A 20,090-nucleotide genomic window follows, 5' to 3' on the forward strand; every position below is an offset into this window, starting at 1 on the left:
TCGGCTGGATGGTTCGCTGGCGCCGCCTGGTGCGGGACTACGAGGCCAGGCTCGATGTGTCCGAAGCCTTCGTGCAGGTCGCCATGGGCAGCCTGCTGCTACGCCGCATCAGCCACTGAGTGCATTCTCAAACGGGCTCTCAGAGGCAGAATGTTGCCATATTCGGTGCGCTGGCCACTGACGATTTCGTCAATGTGGTTGGCCCACCGCTCAAGAGCTTGCCTCTTCTCGCCAGCATAAGTCGCGCGATTGTAGATGCCGGCAACACCTGCCTTATGGCCGCTTACATGGTTCACAATTGCTTCGACCACGTGCGGAGGGATACCGATCTCTGCCATCATGGTAACCGCCGTACGGCGAAGGTCATGAAGCACCCACGACGGCAACTTGTCCTCGACCGCCGGTCGCTCGTCGGGCCGCAGCGGCCGACCTCGCCGTTCCTCGGCGCGTACGGTAGCCAGTCGGTGGTCCAGTGCTACCTTTGACCTGGAGTACCCAGAGTAGCCGCCAGCGCCACGCCCGAAGATATGACTGCGGCCGTCTCGCCTTTCGATAGTGGCGAGAATGGTCTGGGCCGAGACACTCAGAGGAACGTCATGCGCACGGCCGTTCTTCGCCCTGCCAGGTGGGATCGTCCAGGTCCGGCCGTCCGCGCTGATCTCCGACCACTCCATTGCCGCCACCTCTTCCCTCCGCTGGGCGGTCAGGAGCAAAAGGCGGACGATCCTGCTGTAGTCGCTACTACCCTCAGTGGCCTTCCAGATCAGCCGCATCTCGCCCTCGGTCAGCGTCCGCGCACGTGGCTTCTCGCCGTTGAACTTGTTGGTGCCGACTACCGGGTTGACGGTGGCCAAACCCTCTCCCATGGCCCAAGCATAGAGTGCCGACACCTGTGCTCTGGCTCTGTTCGCTGCCACTGGTCCTGACATCTGGCGGATGCATAGGAGCCGTTCAGCTAGGTCTCGGCGCGTCAGCGCATCAACTTCGATAGTGTGGAGCGGCTCAATGTGGGTAGCGAGTGCCCTTTGCGTCTCCAAGAAGGTCCTTGGGCGTTGGCTCGGTTTTGCGTAGATGGCCAGATAGCGGTGGACCAGCTCACCCACGGTCATCTTCTTCGGAGCAGCCGCGCGGGCTTTCCGGTCGGCCAGGGGATCGGCGCCATCGCGGATCTGGCCCAGTACCTTGACGGCTTCAGTGCGCGCGTCCTTGAGGCTGATCGCGGCAACCTCACCGATCAGCAACTTCTTGCGCTTGCCGTTGGCGTTGTAGCGCAAGACCCACGTCCGCCTCGTCCCCTGAATCCTTATATACAATCCACGTACTGATGAATCGGCAAAGAGGGCATCAGAACTACCAGCTGGAGCGACGAGACGATCAACGTCTCGCTGGTTGGAAAAGGCCATGGCTTGCACTCTCAGTCGAAATTTTAGGTGCCATCCAGGTACCGAAGCGGTGGTACCTAGGTGGACCCTAGCGCAACCCTATGAAGCTTGCAGACTGAGGGTATAAGTGCTCGTACCCAGTAGCACTAGGCCGAAATGGGCGCATGAGGTTTCTTTAGGTGCCAAACCCCGCAGTCTGGGGGACTGGGGGTCGCGAGTTCAAATCTCGCCGCTCCGACCATTCTTTTTAGAAGCTTGTGGGTAGCTGTGCTTCCTGAAGCCAGTGGCCAGGTAGCAGGCAGGAAGCGTTCTGCACCTGAGGCAGCAAGCTACTGCTGCTGGACACTTCCGTCGGTTCCCGTCGCCTGAGCTGCTGCGGTCCGCCCGCCACCAAGTACGGCTCCCGCCTATCCCCTTTCGCCCAGCGGCCCGATGAGCCCCATCCGTCTGCGGCTCCAGCTCGCAGCAGCAGCACATCCCGGCAAGCTTGGCCATGTGTCACCAGCAGCGCGCCAGCGTAGCCCGAGCCCGTGCATAGGTCTCCGACACCGCTGCCTGGATGACAGGCGCCCGTGTAGAACGGCATTGCCGGGAAGGCAGCCGGTGAATCCCTTTGATCAGCGGATTGCTGCCGGTAGCCACGGGTGGGATCAGCGGGGATGGATGAAGACTGCCCGGATAGTGGACGAGGTGGCTCAGGTTCAGTCCCGGGGACTGTGATGTCGTGAAGGTCCCAGAGCTTCCTCCGGATCTGACATGCCTTCCTCCGCCCGTATCCGTAGCGCTCTTGGAGGTCCGTGAGCGTGCCCGTGAGGTGGTCTGCCTACTGCATCAGCAAACATGCAGCCCCGCAGCTGCGGATCTCCGGCCGGGCTGATGCAGCAGTGCGCTGCATGACGGTAGCAGGCTCGGTTCCGTCGCGACGCTGATGGGACTGTTCCGGCGAACTGGCTGCTCGTCACGGCCATGGGTGACGGTTCATCGGACCAGCTCCTGTTTCCACGCGGTTGTTGATCTGGCGTGGCTGCGGGGGCACGGCGGCGGCGCGAGTTCATCAGACTGTACCTGGAGAACTCGAGGCTTCAGAACATCCGCCGTGCGCATGGACGACTGTTCCGGAAAATTCGCATATGCTCCAGCCGATGATACGTACGGAGCGTGCGGTGAATATTCCTTCTGTCGAGCTGTCATATTCGATCGTCGATCACATCAGCCTCGCCTTCCATCAGAATGCCATTCCGGTCGTCCAGGAAATCGCGGTTCGCAACACGGGCGACACCGAGCTGACCGATGTCACGGTGACGCTCACGACGGAACCGGCCTTCCTCACGCCGACGAGCTGGCAGATCCAGGCCATCCCCGGCGGCACGACCCATCATCTCCGCACGCCGGACCTCAAGCTCGACGTGGCCACGCTGCTCAAGCTGGTGGAGGGGATCCGTGCGGAGGCGACAGTCGTCGTACGTCAGGGTGACGTCGAACTTGTGCGGTCCAGCAAGGATGTCCGGTTGCTGCCATCGTCCCACTGGGGCGGGACGGGCGCCGCGCCGGAGCTTCTGGCGGCCTTCGTGCGGCCCAACGACCCCGTGGTCGACGTCATCCTGCATGATGCCGCCTCCCGGCTGGCGCGGGCGGGCCGCAACAGTGCGCTGGACGGCTATGGCTCGGGCAAGAAGAGCCATGTCTGGGAGGTCGCCGAGGCGATCTGGAACGCGCTCGCCTCGCGCAGCATCCGCTATGTCTATCCGCCCACCAGCTTCGAGCGGATCGGCCAGAAGGTCCGCCACCCCAGCGACATCGTCGAGCGCGGTGTGGGCACCTGCCTGGACCTCACCTTGAGCTACGCCGCCTGCCTGGCGCAGGCGAGCCTCAACCCCTTGCTGGTCCTGATCGAGGGCCACGCCTTCGTCGGCCTGTGGCTGAAGGGCGAGCGCTTTCCGACCTCGGTCGTCGATGATGCCCAGCTCCTGCGCAAGCATCGTGACCTCGACGAGATGATCTTCGTCGAGACGACCCTGCTCACCCACGAGCCGCCGGGCCGGTTCACCGCTGCCATCCAGGCCACGGCGGCGCATCTGGCCGAGCACACGTCCAAGCCGTTCGAGCTCGCCATCGACGTGCGCGAGGCATGGGCGCGGCAGATCCGCCCCCTGGATCTCGGCTCCGACACGCCCGTCACGGGACGACCGGTAGCCGCGGAACCTGCTCCCCGGGAGCTGGAGCTCGACGTTCCGCCGGTTTTCGTCGAGGAAGTGTCGGTCCAGCCCGCGGAGGACAGGACGCTCGACCGGCTGGAGAGCTGGAAGCGGCGGCTCCTGGACCTGACGCTGCGCAACAAGCTCATCAACTTCAAGGGCGGCAAGAACGCCATCGAGATCGAGTGCCCGGATCCGGCGAGGCTCGAGGATCTCCTGGCGCAGGGCCAGCGCTTCAAGCTGCTGCCGCGCACGACGGTCCTGGCCGAGGGCGACGGACGCAGTGCGGCACTGCTGGCGGAACGTCACCACGACGACGGGCGCAAACAGTTCGTCCTGGAGGCGATGGGGCAGGGCGTGCTGCACACCCAGACGCCCGAGCGGGATCTCGACGCCTATCTCACCGACCTCTTCCGCATCACCAAGACCTCGTTTGAGGAGGGTGGCGCCAACGTCCTGTTCCTGGCGCTGGGCTTCCTGCGCTGGAAGCAGCAGGAGGATGCCCCTGTCCTGCGGGCGCCGCTCCTTCTCATTCCAGTTCGCCTGGAGCGGAGCAGCGTGCGTGCCGGCTTCCGGCTGTCCCTGCATGAGGAAGAAGCGCGGTTGAACCCGACACTCCTGCAGATGCTGCGCCAGGACTTCGAGCTGCGGATGCCGGAACTGGAAGGCGATCTCCCGGCCGACCAGTCGGGCATCGACGTCGCGAAGATCTGGCGGATCGTGCGCCACCACATCCTGCCGCTCAAGGGCTGGGAGGTGACGCCGGAGGTCGTGCTGTCGACCTTCTCCTTCACCAAGTTCCTGATGTGGAAGGACCTGGTCGACCGGGTCGACATCCTGAAGCGCAACCCGATCGTCCGGCATCTGATCGACACGCCCAAGCATGCCTATGGCGACGGCCAGGGCTTCCCCTGCCATTCGGACATCGATCGGACCGTCCACCCGGCCGAGCTGTTCGCGCCGCTCATGGCGGATTCGTCCCAGCTCGCCGCGGTGCTGGCCGCAGCGGCCGGCAAGGACTTCGTACTGTTCGGTCCGCCCGGCACGGGCAAGAGCCAGACGATCACCAACCTGATCGCCCACTGCCTGGCGCAGGGGAAAAAGATCCTGTTCGTGTCCCAGAAGACCGCCGCCCTGGAGGTCGTTCAGCGCCGGCTGGACAGCCTGGGCCTCGGCGACTTCTGCCTGGAGATCCATTCGTCCAAGGCCCAGAAATCGGCCGTGCTGGCCCAGCTCAAGAACGCTTGGCACGAGCGTTCGAGCCTCGGCGAGGGCGACTGGCGGCTCAAGGCGGATGAACTCCACGAAATCCGCCAGCAGTTGAACGACCTCGTCGGCGCGCTGCACCGGCGCCACGGGAACGGCATGACCGCCCATCAGGCGATCGGGAAGGTCGTGGCTTCGGCCGGGCGCTTTGATCCGGTGGTGCTCGACTGGTCGATGGAGCGGGAGCTGAGCGCGGAGGAACTGACAACGCTTCGCCGTACCTGCCGCGATCTCTCGATGACGCTGCGCGCAATCGGCAGCCCTGCCGGCCACTCACTGGAAGGGCTGGCGGTCGAGGAATGGTCGCCGGCCTGGCGCAACGACATGACCCGCGCCATCGATGACCTGACCCGTCTCCTCGCTGCATTTCCGGCGCAGATCGCGGAACTGGCGCGCAGCATCGACCTCGACGACTATCCGGTTGCTCCCGCTGCGCTGGCTGCCTTGTCGAACCTGTGTGTCGCCCTGCACCAGCCGGAAGCGGCCGTGGCGTGGCGGCTCCTGGGCGGTCACGGCCGGCCGGTCGTCAGCGATGTCGAAGCGCTTCGGCGGCTGCAGGGTCGGCATGCCCAGCTCGTCCGCGGCCTTTCCACCGGCTACCGCCCGGAGCTCTGGACGCAGCAGGATCCGGCAGCGCTGCTTTCCGAGTGGCAGGCGGCGACCCGCGCCAGTTTCGTCACCCGCGCCCTGAGGCAGCGCGGCTTCCTCAGGGCCCTGGCGGCGTTCACAGATGGTCAGCCACCGGCCGATCCGGCCGATGACCTGGCGAAGCTGGTCGAGCTGAAGGAACTGCACCGGCGGGCAGAGGGGCTGGCACCCAGTCTCAGCCCGCTGGTCAGGGGCATCTGGGCAGGCATCGACACGCCGATCGACCGGCTGGACGCCCTGGTAGCCTGGGCCACTGCGACGGAGCGCGCTGTCGAGCAGGTGGAGCGACATGCTTCTCCGTCTGGACGGCTGCTCGACCGCATCGTCGCCGACCTGTTCCGTGGTGCCGATCCGGCCGCAGGGCTGAACCAGTGTCGCGATGCGCATGAGCGCCTGCGCACCGGATGGCAGGCGGTGCAGGAAGCAGCACAGCGGGTAGCCGAGTTGGCGAATCTCGGCAGCGGCTTGCCGGCCATGGGGCAGCCGGACTGGATCGATGCCACCATCGCACTGGTTGGCCGCTGGAGGGGCAGCCTCGGGACGCCGGCCGCGGCGTGGAGCCAGTGGGTTCTCGCCGAGCGGCAGGCGAGATCCGCCGGACTGGGCCCGGTGGCCGACGCCGCCAGCGCCGGCACCATCGCGCCGGGGGAGATCGAAGCAGCCTTCGAGGCCGCCCATGCCCGCTGGTGGGCGGACAAAGTGGTGTCCGAGGACCCCGTGCTGCGCCGCTTCCTGCCGGAAGCGCATGAGGAACGGATCACCCGCTTCCGCGAGCTCGACGAGGAGATCCGGACACTGTCGAAGACGATCGTCCGGGCGCGCCTGTTCGGGGATGTCCCGCCGCCGACCGCCTTCGGCTCGGACCCGGAATGGGGAACGCTGAGCCGGGAGATCACCAAGCGTGCCCGGCACATGCCGCTACGGCAATTGTTCCAGAAGATCCCGACCGTGCTCACCAGGCTCGCGCCCTGCGTGATGATGAGCCCCCTCTCGATCGCGCAGTACCTGCCGCCGGAGACCGAACTCTTCGACATCGTCGTCTTCGACGAGGCATCACAGATGGCGGTCTGGGATGCCATCGGCGCCATCGCCCGCGGCCGGCAGGTGATCGTGGTCGGCGACCCGGAGCAGCTCCCGCCGACCAGCGTCGGCGAGAAGGGCGTCGACAGCGTCGACGACGGCTCGGATGTCACCGACCAGGAAAGCATCCTGGACGAGTGCATCGCCTGCAACATCCCGCGGCATTATCTGAGCTGGCACTATCGCAGCCGCCACGAGAGCCTGATCGCGTTCTCCAACCAGAAATACTATCAGGGCCGGCTGGTGACCTTTCCGTCCCCGGTCACCGAGGACCGGGCCGTGCGCTACGTCCATGTGCCCAACGGCGTCTACGAGCGCGGGACGAGCCGGGTGAATCGCGAGGAGGCGCGGGCGGTCGCGGCCGACGTGGTGCGGCGGCTCAAGGACCCGGGCTTTGCCTCCGGCCGCCGGTCGCTCGGCATCGTGACCTTCAATGCCGAGCAGCAGCGCCTGATCGAGAACCTGCTGGACCAGGAGCGGCGGGCGCATCCCGAGATCGAGCCGTTCTTCAGCAGCGAGCAGTGGCACGAGCCGGTCTTCGTGAAGAACCTGGAGAACGTCCAGGGTGACGAGCGCGACGCGATCATCTTCTCGGTCGCGGTCGGACTGGATGCCGACGGTCGCGTGGGCGCCACGATCAGCTCCCTGAACCGCGAGGGCGGGCACCGGCGGCTGAACGTGGCCGTCACCCGTGCCCGGCGCGAGCTCTGTGTCTTCGCGACGCTGCGGCCGGAGCAGATCGACCTGTCGCGCAGCCGGGCCAGGGGCGTCCACGACTTCAAGCATTTCCTGGAGTTCGCCGAGCGTGGGCCGAGGGCGCTGGCCGAGGCCTTCACGCTCACCGGGCGCGGCACGGAATCGCCGTTCGAGGAGGCGATGAAGGCGGCGCTCGAAGCGAAGGGCTGGCAGGTCCACCCGCAGGTCGGCGTCTCGAACTTCCGCATCGATCTCGGCATCGTTCATCCCGATGCGCCCGGCCGCTACCTGGCAGGGGTCGAATGCGATGGCGCCACCTATCATCGCTCGGCAGCGGCACGCGACCGCGACCGGCTGCGCGAGATGGTGCTGACCGACCTCGGCTGGACCATCCACCGGGTGTGGAGCCTCGAATGGTGGGGCGACAAGGAGGCGGCGCTGGCCAAGCTGCATGATCGGCTGAGCACCAGCCTGGCCGCCGACCGCGCAGCGCAGCAGGAAGCCATCATTGTGGAGCGGCCGCCAGTGTACGCGGCGCCCGCCGGCCAGCCGGTGCAGGTCGCGGACTCGCTGCCGGTCGAGCCGATCCTACCGGAGCAGCCTCAGCCCATGCTGCCGGCGGCGATGCGCAGCTATGTCCTCGCCAACCCGCTGGACTGCGGCAAGCCGGCCGAACCCGATCGCTTCCATGACCCGGACTATCTCACAACACTGGAGGCAATGGTCAGCCACGTGATCGAGATCGAAGGGCCGATCTTTGTCGACGTGCTCACGGTACGCATCGCCCGCGCCCATGGCTTCCAGCGCACGGGCGGACGGATTCGTGCGGCGGTCATGGCTGCCGTGCATGACCGCTTCCCACGAAGCGAGGAAGCGGACCGGCTCATCCTCTGGCCATGCGGGATGCCCCCGGCGGACCGGGTGAGCTTTCGCCTTTCCGAGGGCCAGCGCGACAGTGCCGATGTGCCTTTCCAGGAACTCGTCGGGCTGGCCGCGGCCTGTCTTGCCGAGAACGCAGGTGACGTGGTTCGGCGGATGGGGCAGTACCTGCAACTGGGGAAGATCCGGGAGGCAACCCGGGCACGGCTGGAACTGGCGATCCTGCAAGCAAGGACAGTGCAAGGTGATTCCCGTTCAGACAGGGAAGAAGTCGCTTCCGATTCCATCGCTTGAGCATGTCGTCCTGATCGTTACCGCCGGAATGAACCATGCTTCAGGGCTGATTGGCGTCTGAAGTCTCATCCCGCCATGCGGTCAGCAGCAGATGCTCATGCATGGGGTGTGCTGGCGGATAGGCAGCGGCTGGTCTCGGTGTTCTCGACCGGGATCTGCCGCCCGTACCGAGGCCCGACATCACGAACTGCGCTGCGCCATCGAGACGTTCATGCGACGCTGCCAGAACGGGCGAACTGCACGAGCGTTCAAGCGTCCTCACTTGGCCGCTGGCTGACGCTCGGGCTTCGGCGCCGGCAGCAGGGCGGATAGGACGAAGGCGGCGAAGCCGCCGGACCAGGCGAGGCCGCTCCAGATGAGCAGGGGGGCATAGGCGTCGGGCAGGAGGGGTGCTGCTGTCCGCAGTGCGGCGCCGAGGTTCACGAGCAGCAGCGCGATCATGCAGCAGCCGCGCTGGGGTCGCTTGCCGGGGCCGCGGGTGGTCGCCAGCCGCGCCATCACGGCCAGCGTCATCGTGCCGATCGCGCCGGCGGTGTAGGCGTGCAGGGCGGCATCGGGGGGGACCAGGGCGATCGGGTCGGCGGCCAAGCCGACGAGCAGGGTGCCGGCCGCCAGCCAGGCATAGCCCAGATGCAGGGCCAGCGTGTCGAACGCGCGCAGCAGCCAGCCGCGCCAGCGCGCGAGGCGGATGACGTGCAGGATGGCGGCGCCGATGGCGAGGATGGCGGTGACCGGGTGGAAGGGGATGGCCACCCAGGCGAACAGGCCGGCGGACGCCGCGAGCAGCACGAGCAGATCGAATCTGCCATAGGGCTCGGGTACCTTGTCCCGCTCGCCTCGTGCGGCGAGGTCGGTCCGGGTGAAGCTCGGCACCAGGCGTCCGCCCACCGCGGCGATGAGCAGGGCGCCGATGGCGATGCCCAGCCGGGAGAAGAAGGCGGCCAGCTCCGGGTCGTTCGCGAAGATGCGGTCGGCGGCCGTGGCGACCGCCAGGATCGGGAACAGGATCAGGCCATGGCGGGAGCCCTTGCGCGGTGCGACCAGGGCTTCTTGCAGGAACAGCGCTGCCATGGTCAGGGGGAACAGGGCGTCGAGCACAGTGCCCAGTGGCGGGGGCACGAACAGCGGCAGGAGCCGTCCGGCCAGCCAGACCGCGAACAGGCACAGGAGCGGGATGCCGGACACGGGGAGCCTGCCCGACCAGTTGGGGGTGGCCGAGAGGAGATAGCCCGCCATGATCGCCGGCAGGAAGCCCAGCACCATCTCATGGGCGTGCCAGCGCAGCGCCGGGATGCCGGCCACCGTGTCGATGCCCGACAGATAGAGCCATAGCCAGATCGGTATCGCGGCTGCGGCATAGGCGGCAGTGCCGAAGAAGAAGGGCCGGAAGGAGGCGGCGAACAGCCAGCCGACTTCGGTCTGGCTCCGGTCCGCTGCGGAAGATCGCGCCATGGTCATCCCGTCGGTGGTGGCATGCCCGGGGGCTGCAGGATCAAGGTTCAGACCGCCAGCGAATGCCTGCCGCCGCCCCGGGCGAGATAGGCGTCGAAGGCGCTCGTCGCCAGCCGGGCCAGCTCCTGCCGGTGCCGGCGGATGACGACCCGGGCATGGTCGATGCCGACCCAGCCGGCCTCGACCAGCGGGGCCAGGCGGGTCAGGGCATCGTCGAAGATCGAGGGCAATGCATCGTGGCGGGCCGCGACCGTGCCGAGATCGACAGCGAAGTAGCAGAGGAGCTGCTCGATGACGTCGGCACGCAGCCGGTCGTCGCCCGCGAACGCCTTGCCGCGGACCGTCGGCAGGCGGCGGGCCTCGATCGCCCGGCGCCAGCCATGGTTGTCGGCCGCGTTCTGGACGAAGCCGCCGGTGGTCCGGCCGATGGCGGATGCACCGAACCCGATCACGGTGGCGGCATTGTCGGTCGTGTAGCCCTGGAAGTTCCGGTGCAGCCGGTGGTTGGCGAGGGCTTCCGTCAGCGGGTCGTCCGGCAGGGCGAAATGGTCAATGCCGATCCCGCGATAGCCACTGTCCTCCAGGATCTCGCGCGCCGCGTTCGCCTGCCGGAGCCTCTCCCCGCCGCCCGGCAGGCTGGCCGGGTCGATCAGCTTCTGGTGCGACTTCAGCCATGGCACATGGGCATAGCCGAACAGGGCCAGCCGGTCGGGGCGGAGCGCCAGCACCTGGCGGGCCGTGTCCTGGACCGAGTCCAGGTTCTGGAACGGCAGCCCGTACATCAGGTCGAAGTTCAGCACATCAATCCCGGCAGCGCGCAGCATGGCGGCGGCACCTGCGACGACGGAAAGCGGCTGCACCCGCCGGATCGCCACCTGGACCGCGGGATCCAGCGTCTGCACGCCGAGGCTGGCCCGGTTGATCCCGAGCCTGGCCAGATGGCGTGCCCCGTCCGGCGTGAGGTGGCGCGGGTCGATCTCGATGGCATGCTCCATGTCCGTGCGGAAGCGGAACGCGTCCGCCAGGTCAGCCACGATCGCCTCGAACCAGTCCGGCGGCAGGAGGCTGAGCGTGCCGCCGCCCCAGTGGATGTGCGCGACCTCCACGCGGCCGAGCCGCTCGGCGACCAGCGCGATCTCCCGCCGGAGCAGGGCGGCATAGGCGCGGATCGGGTCGTCGCCGCGGCTGGCCCGGGTGGTGCAGCCGCAATAGTTGCAGATCGTCCGGCAGAACGGGATGTGCAGGTAGATCGAGACCGGCTCGCCCGACCGCCCGGCTTGCGCCAGCCATCCGGCATGGATGTCCGGCCCGATGGCGGCGTCGAAATGGGGTGCCGTCGGATAGGAGGTGTAGCGGGGCACCGTCAGGCTCGCCAGGTCGAGCGGCAGCGGGGTCGGGCAAGGGAAGCGCTCATGCCGTCGTCGTTTCCCGCTCTGGCCTGCGTCCGGCGCAAGCGATCTGGTCCATCCGGCCGCCCCGCCCGCACCTGGCGGTGCCGGCAGACGGTACGGCTGCGCCGAAAACCGGCGCTTGGCAGCCAGATGGACCAGGCTTCGGGAACGATCGTTGCGAGAGCGCAAAGATGCAGCGGCCGCTCGCCGCTAGCGTGATCCCTCAGCAGGGGAACGGGTGCCATGATCGTCACCAGCGATACCGTCGTGAACGAGCTGATGTCGGCCCACCGGCCGACCATCCCGGTGTTCCTCCGGCACCGGATGCATTGCATGGGCTGCCCGATCGGGCATCTTCATACGGTCGCGGATGCCTGCACGGCCCATGGCGTCGATCTGGCGGCGTTCCTGTGCGAGCTGCATGCCTCGCTCGCAGGAGTGCGACGCGGCCCGGACGAGCAGGGCCCGGAGGGGCCTATTCCGGCAGCCGTTCCGCCAGGATGAAGAGCCGATGCGGGTCGCACACAGTGACCCGCTTCCTGCCGCTCGCCACCAGCCCGCGCGTTTCCCAGGCAGACATCACCCGGCTGACGGTGTGCAGCGTGGTTCCGGTCATCTCCGCGATGTCCTGTCGGGTCACCGGGAAGTCGATCAGCACCCCCTCTTCGGTCTTCCGGCCGCCCTGCCGGGCCAGCCGGAGCAGCGCATGGGCGACACGCCGCTCGACCTCCTCGGTGGACAGTTCGCGGATACGGGTATGTGCGTCCTGCAGCCGCTGGCCGACCATGCCGATGGCATTGGCGGCAAGGGCAGGGCTGCTGGCGATGAAGGCTTCCCACTGGCTCATCGGCCAGACCAGGAGCAGGCTGTCCACGATGGCCGAGGCGGTGGCCGGATAGTCGGTCCGCCTGATCGCCTTGGCGATGCCGCAGATCTCGCCCGGGTTCACGTGCCGCACCACGATCTGCTGCCCGTCCTGGGTGGTCTGCATCACCTTGAGCCGGCCATGGAGCAGGGCGAAGAACTCGTCGGCCGTGGCACCCTGCCGGAAGGCAGGGGTGCCCTCGGGCAGCCGGCGCACCGACGCCGTCGCCAGGATGGCATCGAGCTCGTCATCCGCCATCGACCGGAAGATCGCCAGGTCGCGGATGAGCGAGCGGTGGATGTTCTGGCTGGCCATCAGGCACTCCGGATGCGGTGCGGCGAGGATCCATGGCGGCGATCCGTGTCCCTTCTATCCCTCGCCGCAGGCGCGCGCACGGGCTTCCTTTGCGGCTGCCCTGGCAGGGGGGCGCACCCTGTTTGTCCTGCGGCAAGGAGCGGTACGCCAGCCGGCCCTATGATCCGCCTCGTGCCATGGCGGAGAATGCGATGATTCTGGGCAGGATCGAGGGCGAGGTGCGGGCTGCCTTGAGGCAGGTGGATGACCCGGAGCTCGGGGTGAGCATCGTCGATCTGGGCCTGGTCCAGTCGGTGGCCATCGCCCCTGGGCAGATCGACATCGTCCTGATGATGACGACCCCGACCTGCCCGATCGGCCGGCTGATCGCCGAGACGGCGGAACTCGCGGTGCGCCAGCAGCTGGGATCGCCCTGGACGGTGCGGGTGGCGGTGGATCGCGCGGCGGTGTGGACGCCGGAGCGGGCCGCGCCGACCGTGCGCGCCGCGTTCGCGCCGCGTCCCTCCCGGATCGGCCGCAGGCTGAAGGCCGGCTTGGCGCAGCTCTTCGCCAGAGCCTGAAACCATGGCGGCGCTCCTTGCGGCCCAGCTGGGCCTGATCCTGGCGGCCGTCGTCTCGCTGGCGCTGGGGGTCGCTGGTGGACTTGGCCGGCTGGGCATGCTGGCCGGGCCGGTGCCGGCCGCCGGCCTCCATGGCCCCATCATGATCTGCGGCTTCTTCGGCACCCTGATCAGCCTGGAGCGCGCCGTCGCGAGCGGCGCCTGGCCGGCCCTGCTGATCCCGAGCCTGTCCGCAACCGGTGCGGTCCTGCTGATCGCTGGCCAGGACGAGGCCGGTGCGGTGGCCTTCCTGCTGGCGGCCCTGGGCCTGACGGTGCTTACGGCAGCCTCGGCCGTCCGGCTGCCGGCGATGTTCACCGCGGTGATGACGCTCGGTGCCGCCTTGTGGGCCTGGGGAAGCTGGCAGTGGCTCGCCGGGAGCAGCGTCACCGAAGTGAGCTATGTCTGGCTGGGCTTCCTGATCCTGACCATCGCCGCCGAACGGCTGGAACTCTCCCGCCTCGCCCGGCCCGGTGCCGTCGCCCATGCCGTGCTGGCCCTGTTCCTGGCCGGCTTCGTCCTGGCCCTGGCCCTGGGGCAGCCCTGGACTGGCGCAAGCGCGATGCTGAGCGGATCGCTCGCTGCCATCGCGGCATGGCTCCTGCGATACGACATCGCCCTTCGGACGATCCGCGGGCAGGGCACCGCCCGCTTTGCCGCGGCCTGCCTGCTGGCGGGCTATGCCTGGCTGGTCGCTGCCGCCTGCTGCCTCCTCCTCCTGCCGCCGGCGACGACGGTGTTCGGGCATGATGCGGCGGTCCACGCGATCGGGACAGGCTTCGTCCTGTCGATGGTGTTCGCCCATGCACCCGTCATCCTGCCCGCGGTGACCGGCGCTCCCGTGCGCTACGTCCCGGCCCTCTATGCGCCCGCAGCCCTCCTCCAGTGCGCCGTGGCCCTGCGTCTGGCAGCCGACCTGGCCCTGGCGCCGGCCTGGCGGCAGGGGGCGGCGATCCTCACCGTCACCAGCATCCTGCTCTATGCGGGCCTCCTGCTGGCCACGTCCTTCATCCGCCCGCGGGTCCGCAATCCTGCTTGACCGGCTGCGGGGTGCCCTACCTGCTCCTTGTTTGCGATGGCGCAAAGCTGGTGACCACCAAAGGTCCCAATGTTCCGGAAGCAGGCCATGGGGGCCTCGCACGGAAATGAAGATGGCAATGCTCAAGTCCTTCGGCCTGACGGTTCTTATCGCCACCGCGCTTGCCGGCACCTCGGCCATGGCCGAGGAGTTCGAGGTCAAGATGCTGAACAAGGGCGAGACCGGAATGATGGTCTTCGAGCCGGAGCTGGTGAAGGTTGCGCCCGGCGACAGCGTCAGGTTCGTCCCGACCGATCCCGGCCACAATGCCGAGACCATCAAGGACATGATCCCGGACGGCGCCGAGCCGTTCGTCGGCAAGGTCGGCAAGGAGGTGGTCGTGACCTTCACCGAGCCGGGCGTCTATGGCGTCGAGTGCAAGCCGCACTACGTCATGGGCATGGTGGCCGCGGTGGTGGTGGGCGAGCCCGTCAACCTGGATGCGGCCAAGGCCGTGAAGCAGCCGGGCCAGGCGAAGAAGCGCTTCGCCAGGATCCTCGAAGGCCTTTGAGCCGGGGGAGGGGGCGGGGCCGACGCTGACGGACGCCCCGCCCTTCCGCCGGCAGGACAGCAGCCATGGATCAGACCCTGTCGAACCAGTCCCAGGTGGAGCAGCCGAAGGAGCGGCCCGCGAAGAAGCAGGTCGAAACCCTGCCGTACTGGTTGAGCGGCGGCTTTCGACCCTTCTTCTTCCTGGGCGCCCTGGCGATGGCGGCCTCGGTGCTCCTCTGGCTGCCGGTGCTGTTCGGCCTCTACGAGATCCCGACCAGCTTCGCCCCGCGCGACTGGCACGTGCATACCATGCTGTTCGGCGCGATCCCGGCGATCATCGCGGGCTTCGCGCTGACTGCGGTCAGCAACTGGACGGGCCGTCCCCATGTGGCGGGCAGCGAGCTGCTGATGCTGGTCGTGCTGTGGCTCGGCGGCAGGGTCGCGGTGTCGACCTCGGCCATCATCGGCGCGCCGGCCGCCGCACTGGCCGATCTCGCCTTTTTCGCAGCACTCGTCTGGGTGTTCGCGCGCGAGGTCGTGAGCGCGAAGAACTATCGCAACCTGAGGGTAGTGGCGGTCGTGGCGCTGCTGGGCGTCGCGAACGCCTGCTTCCACCTGGAAGCCATGGCCTTTGGTGCTACCGACCATGCGCTGCGGGGCGGCATCGCGGTCGTGCTGATGCTCGTCATGCTGGTGGGCGGGCGCATCATTCCCGCGTTCACCAGGAACTGGCTGATGGCCCGCCAGTCACCGGTGCTGCCAGCGCCGTTCACGCGGTTCGACGCTGCCGCCATGATCGTCGCGGGCGCGGCCCTGCTCGCCTGGAGCGCTGTTCCGGACCGGGCCTGGACGGCGGCACTGCTGATCGGTGCGGGGATTCTGCACGCGATCCGGCTGTCCCGCTGGTGCGGGCTCGAGACCCGGGCCGAGCCGCTCCTGTCGATCCTCCATCTCGGCTATGCCACGATCCCCCTGGGCTTCGTGGCGGTCGGCGCTGCGATCCTGGCACCAGGCTCCATCGACCCGGCCAGCGCCACCCATGTCTGGGCGGTCGGGACGTTCGGCGTGATGACGCTCGCGGTGATGACGCGGGCCAGCCGCGGGCATTCCGGCCATAAGCTCGAGGCGGGCCGCCTGGAGATCGCCATCTTCGCCCTGGTGCTGCTCGGTGCGCTGGCACGGGTGGCGGCACCCTATGCGCCGGATGTGACGGAGCGCTTTCTGGAGGTCGCAGCGCTGGCCTGGGCGCTGGCCTATCTGGGCTTCGCCGTCGGCTATGGCCGGATGCTGCTCCTGCGCCCGGCATCCGCCTGATCCTGGGGCGGCAGGGGCAGCTCAATATTGCGGCGGCTGCCCCACGCGGTCCACGTGCAACTCATATTGGCCCCGAGTTCCCGCAGGCCGACCATAACCGTTCGGGCGGGACCTCGGGCGTGGCCGGCTGGTCTCCCGAGCTCAGCCCGCGCAGCGATTTCAGCAGCGCGCCAGCACCAGGGTGGTCGTCATTGCCGAATGAGGTCCCGCGGCGCAGGCAGGAAGGGCCGCCCCGACGGGTTGGACGTCGGGGGCGGCGCCTTGTTCTCACTCTGGTCTAGGTCGTAACTGAAGACCGGCCGCTCACCCGCATCCGGGCGATCCGGCAACCGCGGGATCTGCCCTCAGGAGAATGGAGCCGCCGGTATCCGGTCATTTCACGGTCTCGAGATAGGCGATCAGGTTCGCCCGGTCCTCGTCCTTCTTGACGCCGGCGAAGATCATCTTGTTGCCCGGGATGGCCTGCTTGGGGTTCGCCAGATAGGTGTCGAGGTGTTCCTGGTCCCAGGTCCAGCCGGTCTCCTTCATCGCGTCCGAATACCTGAAATTCTCCACGCTGCCTGCGGTCCGCCCGTAGACTCCGTGCAGGGTGGGCCCGACCCGGTTCTTGTCGGGCTCGACGGTGTGGCAGACGGCGCAAAAGCGCTTGAAGGTCTTCTCGCCCGCCGCGGCATCCTGAGCCTGGGCAGCGTTGCCCCACACCAATGCCAATGCCACTGCGGCGATGGTACAGCCGATGATGCGCATGTTCTGCCTCTCCCAGATCGCTTGGCCGGCATATGCCACGGTCGGCATGGCCACTTCATGCCCGTGGCGTTCATGCCATGGATGAACTTTGCGCCAGGTCACGTGCCTGGCACGCCAGGGATAGCCGCCGCAGGCTGTGTTCGGCCAGCCTCTGTGCTTCCCTCACAACCGATTCCTGCTGCGCCCGTTCCGCTATGTCCGAGTAGCGCTCGAAGGCATGCTCCAGGATGCGGATGCCCTCGGCGATGGTGGCAGGCCCGGGCTCGGCCGGGGTGGCCAAGCCGGCTGTCGCCTGCCGGCCCTCCTCCGCCAGGCGCCGGAACAGCCCGGCTGCATCCGCCTCCGCCCGTTCCTCGAGCCGGAGCGCCAGCTCGCCATGCAGCTGTGCGGCCTGATCGTCTAGCTCGGCCGCGATCGCCCGCAGCTCCTGTTCGGTCTCGGGCAGCACGGGCGTCTCCGGCCGCTCCAGATGGAAGGCCTGCCGCCGCCTGCGACGCAAGGCCACGCCATGGTCCAGCGACTGCGTGGCGAACTCCTCGGCCAGCGCCTGCATCGGGGCATCCTTCGCATGGGCCGCGACATAGGTGTGGAAGGCGAAGGCGCGGTCCTCGTTGCGCACCGCCAGCGCCAGGGCACGATAAGGGGTCAGGCTGGCGGAGCCCGCGGCTTCCTCCTCGTCTGCGTCGCCGCCCCACAGGCTCCCGACCGAAACGGGCGTGGCCGGCAGGCGGCCCAGCATCTCGCGGCTGCGCTGCTCGATCCGCGCGACATGCCCGTCCTTCAGCTCGGCCAGCGAGGTGAACAGCGCCTCGAGCTGCCGGTCGCCGCGCCCGCGCATGGCGGCCGCGAGCCGGCGATAGCTCGCGGCCGCCTCCCGCTGCACCCGGCAGCCCAGCGCCAGGAGTTCCTCCAGGCTGGCTACCGGACGAAAGAACGGTTCCGCGTTCGGCTGCATCGTGTGCCTCCCGGCCGAAGAAGCTGGCGGACCTTACCGCCCCGAAATGGGCCGTTGTTTGTTCTGGCGCAACTTCGGGTCAGAGCGGTGCGTGTTCAATCAAGCCCGTCTCGCGGGGCGAGCCAGCTCGGCGTGAAGACGGGAAGCCGATCTTGCAGGTCATGAGGCGGTGCTGGTGCATCGGCCGGATTCCGATGATGCTCCTGTTGCTCTCGCTGCTGGTGCCGCAGATGGCGCTGGCACAGAACGGGAGCAGGCTGTCGGAGTTCCTGGCAGCCGTGCAGCCGGCCGACATCGTACCCGGTGCCGACCGCTTCGGCCCGCCCGCGGGCACCCCGCCCACCGCACCCGTCTTCGCCGGGGACCGCCTGCTCGGCCACGCCTTCGTCAACGCGGACTGGGTGAACGCCACCGGCTATTCCGGTCGCCCGATCGAGGTCCTGGTCGGCCTTAGCGTCGACGGCAGGATCACCGGCGCCAGGCTCATGGACCATCACGAGCCGATCGTGCTCATCGGCATCCCGCCCGAGCGCATCACCGAATATATCCAGGCCCATGTCGGGGCGAACGTGCTGGAGATCGCCCAGGCGGGGCCCAGGTCGCGCCCGCAGGTCGACATCGTCAGCGGTGCGACCGTGACCGTGATGGTGATCGGCGACAGCATCATCCGCTCCGGGATCGCGGTGGCCCGCGCGCAGGACCTGTTCGCGGCCGGTGGGGGAACCGAGGCAGCAGCGGCGCCCGAGGCGGAGCGGGTCCTGGACGACCCGGGCACGGAGACCAGGAGCTGGGAAGAACTGGTCGGCGACGGTTCCGTCCGGCGCCTGTTCCTGACGGTCGGCGACGTGAACCAGGCCTTCGAGCGCGCCGGCAATCCGCAGGCCGCGGCACGGCCAGAGTCGAGGGTGCCGGAGGACACCTTCATCGACCTGTATGTCGGCCTGGCCAGCGTGCCCACGATCGGTCGCAGCCTCCTGGGCGATGTCGCCTACGAGCGGCTGCAGAGCAGGCTCGAACCGGGCCAGCAGGCGATCCTGATCGCCGCGAACGGGGCCTATTCCTTCAAGGGGTCGGGCTATGTGCGCGGCGGGATCTTCGACCGCTTCGAGGTGCTGCAGGGCGACGCGAGCATCCGCTTCCGTGACCGCACCCACACCAGGCTCGCCGACGTCATGGCCGAGGGAGCTCCCGGCTTCCGCGACGTCGACCTGTTCATCGTGCCCGAAGGGGCGACGCTGGATCCGGTGGCGCCCTGGCAACTCCAGCTCCTGGTGCAGCGCGCCACGAGCGGGCGGGACAAGGCCTTCCTGACCTTCGACCTCGGCTACGAGCTGCCGGCGACCTACACGAAGGTCGTGGAGCCGCCCGCGGCGCCGCTGGCCCAGCCCGTGCCTGCGGCACCGGCGCCGGAAGCCGTCTCCCAGGGCGTCAGCGCGCCGGTGCCCGGCGAGGCGCTGGCACCGGAGGAGACGCCGCTCTGGGTGACCATCTGGCAGAGCAAGGTCGTCGACATCGCGATCCTGACCGTCGCCATCCTGATCCTGACCGCGATCTTCTTCTTCCAGGACTGGCTGGTGAAGCGACCGGTGCTCTACGACCGCATCCGCATCGGCTTCCTCCTGTTCACCCTGGTCTGGATCGGCTGGATCGCCCAGGCGCAGCTCTCGGTCGTCAACGTCCTGACCTTCTTCAACTCGCTCAGGACGGACTTCCGTTGGGAATATTTCCTGATGGCGCCCCTGATCTTCATCCTGTGGGCCGCCACCGCCGCGTCGCTGCTGTTCTGGAACCGGGGCGCCTTCTGCGGCTGGCTCTGCCCGTTCGGCGCGCTGCAAGAACTGGTCAACCGGGTGGGGAGGGTGCTGCGCGTCCCGCAGCTCAAGATCCCGTTCGGCGTCCACCAGCGCATGACCGTGATCAAGTACATCATCTTCCTGGGCCTGTTCGGCCTGTCGTTCAGCGCGCTGGCGGCGGCGGAGCAGGCGGCGGAGGTCGAGCCGTTCAAGACCGCGATCGTGCTCCGCTTCATGCGCGAATGGCAGTTCGTGGCCTATGCGGTGCTGCTGCTGGTGGCCAGCCTGTTCGTCGAGCGGTTCTTCTGCCGCTATCTCTGCCCGCTCGGCGCGGCCCTCGCGATTCCCGCCCGGCTGCGTATGTTCGACTGGCTCCGGCGCTACCGCGAATGCGGCAACCCCTGCCAGCGCTGCGCCAACGAGTGCCCGGTCCAGGCCATCCATCCGGAAGGGCACATCAATCCCAACGAGTGCATCCAGTGCCTGCACTGCCAGATGCTCTACCACCACGACCGCAAGTGCCCGGTGATGATCCAAAAGCGCCTCAAGCGCGAGAAGCGCGCCATCGGCGCCTCGGAGAAGCCGGTCCTGCCGCCGCGCCCCGCCACCGTCGTGCGGGCGGTCAGCAAGGGGGCGATATGACGCCCCG

General features: G+C 68.1%; 13 protein-coding genes and 1 pseudogene. 8 read left to right on the forward strand and 6 right to left on the reverse strand.

Translation table 11 applies throughout. The annotated features are described in order from the left end of the window. A pseudogene (locus HLA95_RS17965) lies at positions 1–119 on the forward strand (IS5/IS1182 family transposase); the annotation flags it as partial. Here the strand turns inward: HLA95_RS17965 and HLA95_RS17970 are convergent. After that, entirely contained in the window at positions 99–1,403 is a 1,305-nt protein-coding gene (locus HLA95_RS17970; RefSeq protein WP_191058458.1) for a tyrosine-type recombinase/integrase, read from the reverse strand. The pseudogene HLA95_RS17965 and the gene HLA95_RS17970 sit on opposite strands and share 21 nt — an antisense overlap. A 1,142-nt stretch (positions 1,404–2,545) precedes the next feature. Here HLA95_RS17970 and proA point away from each other — a divergent pair. Then, a complete protein-coding gene (proA, locus tag HLA95_RS17975) occupies positions 2,546–8,440 on the forward strand; it encodes an anti-phage protein ProA (protein WP_222184067.1) in 5,895 nt (1,964 codons plus the stop codon). 258 nt (positions 8,441–8,698) lie between these two features. On the opposite strand, the gene HLA95_RS17980 is transcribed toward proA, so the two are convergent. Both HLA95_RS17980 and hemN read right to left on the reverse strand, forming a co-directional pair. Then, entirely contained in the window at positions 8,699–9,892 is a 1,194-nt protein-coding gene (locus HLA95_RS17980) for an NnrS family protein (protein ID WP_191058456.1), read from the reverse strand. Between the two features lie 47 nt (positions 9,893–9,939). Continuing rightward, positions 9,940–11,253: an oxygen-independent coproporphyrinogen III oxidase gene (gene hemN, locus HLA95_RS17985; RefSeq protein WP_222184068.1), complete on the reverse strand. Its 1,314-nt coding sequence runs from the start codon at positions 11,251–11,253 to the stop codon at positions 9,940–9,942. A 273-nt stretch (positions 11,254–11,526) separates the two neighbouring features. On the opposite strand from hemN, the gene HLA95_RS17990 reads away from it, so the two are divergent. Continuing rightward, on the forward strand, positions 11,527–11,787 hold the full coding sequence (locus tag HLA95_RS17990; RefSeq protein ID WP_191058455.1) for a DUF1858 domain-containing protein: 261 nt from the start codon (positions 11,527–11,529) through the stop codon (positions 11,785–11,787). On the opposite strand, the gene HLA95_RS17995 is transcribed toward HLA95_RS17990, so the two are convergent. Beyond that, positions 11,759–12,463 (reverse strand): Crp/Fnr family transcriptional regulator, encoded by a 705-nt coding sequence (locus HLA95_RS17995; protein ID WP_191058454.1) that lies wholly within the window; start codon positions 12,461–12,463, stop codon positions 11,759–11,761. The two genes, HLA95_RS17990 and HLA95_RS17995, sit on opposite strands and share 29 nt — an antisense overlap. Before the next feature lie 191 nt (positions 12,464–12,654). On the opposite strand from HLA95_RS17995, the gene HLA95_RS18000 reads away from it, so the two are divergent. The 4 genes from HLA95_RS18000 to HLA95_RS18015 all read left to right on the forward strand — a co-directional run bounded on the left by HLA95_RS18000 (position 12,655) and on the right by HLA95_RS18015 (position 15,946). Next, positions 12,655–13,023 (forward strand): metal-sulfur cluster assembly factor, encoded by a 369-nt coding sequence (locus HLA95_RS18000; RefSeq protein ID WP_222184071.1) that lies wholly within the window; start codon positions 12,655–12,657, stop codon positions 13,021–13,023. A 4-nt stretch (positions 13,024–13,027) separates the two neighbouring features. Then, entirely contained in the window at positions 13,028–14,101 is a 1,074-nt protein-coding gene (locus HLA95_RS18005; protein ID WP_191060887.1) for a DUF8744 domain-containing protein, read from the forward strand. Positions 14,102–14,213: 112 nt separating this feature from the next. Continuing rightward, positions 14,214–14,651, forward strand: coding sequence for a pseudoazurin (locus tag HLA95_RS18010; protein WP_223861626.1), 438 nt, complete (start codon positions 14,214–14,216; stop codon positions 14,649–14,651). Between the two features lie 65 nt (positions 14,652–14,716). Next, positions 14,717–15,946: an NnrS family protein gene (locus HLA95_RS18015; RefSeq protein WP_191060885.1), complete on the forward strand. Its 1,230-nt coding sequence runs from the start codon at positions 14,717–14,719 to the stop codon at positions 15,944–15,946. A gap of 372 nt (positions 15,947–16,318) precedes the next feature. Here HLA95_RS18015 and HLA95_RS18020 read toward each other — a convergent pair whose 3' ends face one another. After that, entirely contained in the window at positions 16,319–16,741 is a 423-nt protein-coding gene (locus HLA95_RS18020; RefSeq protein ID WP_223861625.1) for a c-type cytochrome, read from the reverse strand. A 22-nt stretch (positions 16,742–16,763) separates the two neighbouring features. After that, entirely contained in the window at positions 16,764–17,648 is an 885-nt protein-coding gene (locus HLA95_RS18025; protein ID WP_222184073.1) for a ferritin family protein, read from the reverse strand. A gap of 197 nt (positions 17,649–17,845) precedes the next feature. Between HLA95_RS18025 and HLA95_RS18030 the strand changes: the two genes are divergently transcribed. Then, positions 17,846–20,083: a 4Fe-4S binding protein gene (locus HLA95_RS18030; RefSeq protein ID WP_322100147.1), complete on the forward strand. Its 2,238-nt coding sequence runs from the start codon at positions 17,846–17,848 to the stop codon at positions 20,081–20,083. Positions 20,084–20,090: the final 7 nt, after the last annotated feature.

Source organism: Geminicoccus harenae, assembly GCF_019800005.1.
In the GTDB taxonomy this organism is placed as follows: Bacteria; Pseudomonadota; Alphaproteobacteria; order Geminicoccales; family Geminicoccaceae; genus Geminicoccus; species Geminicoccus harenae.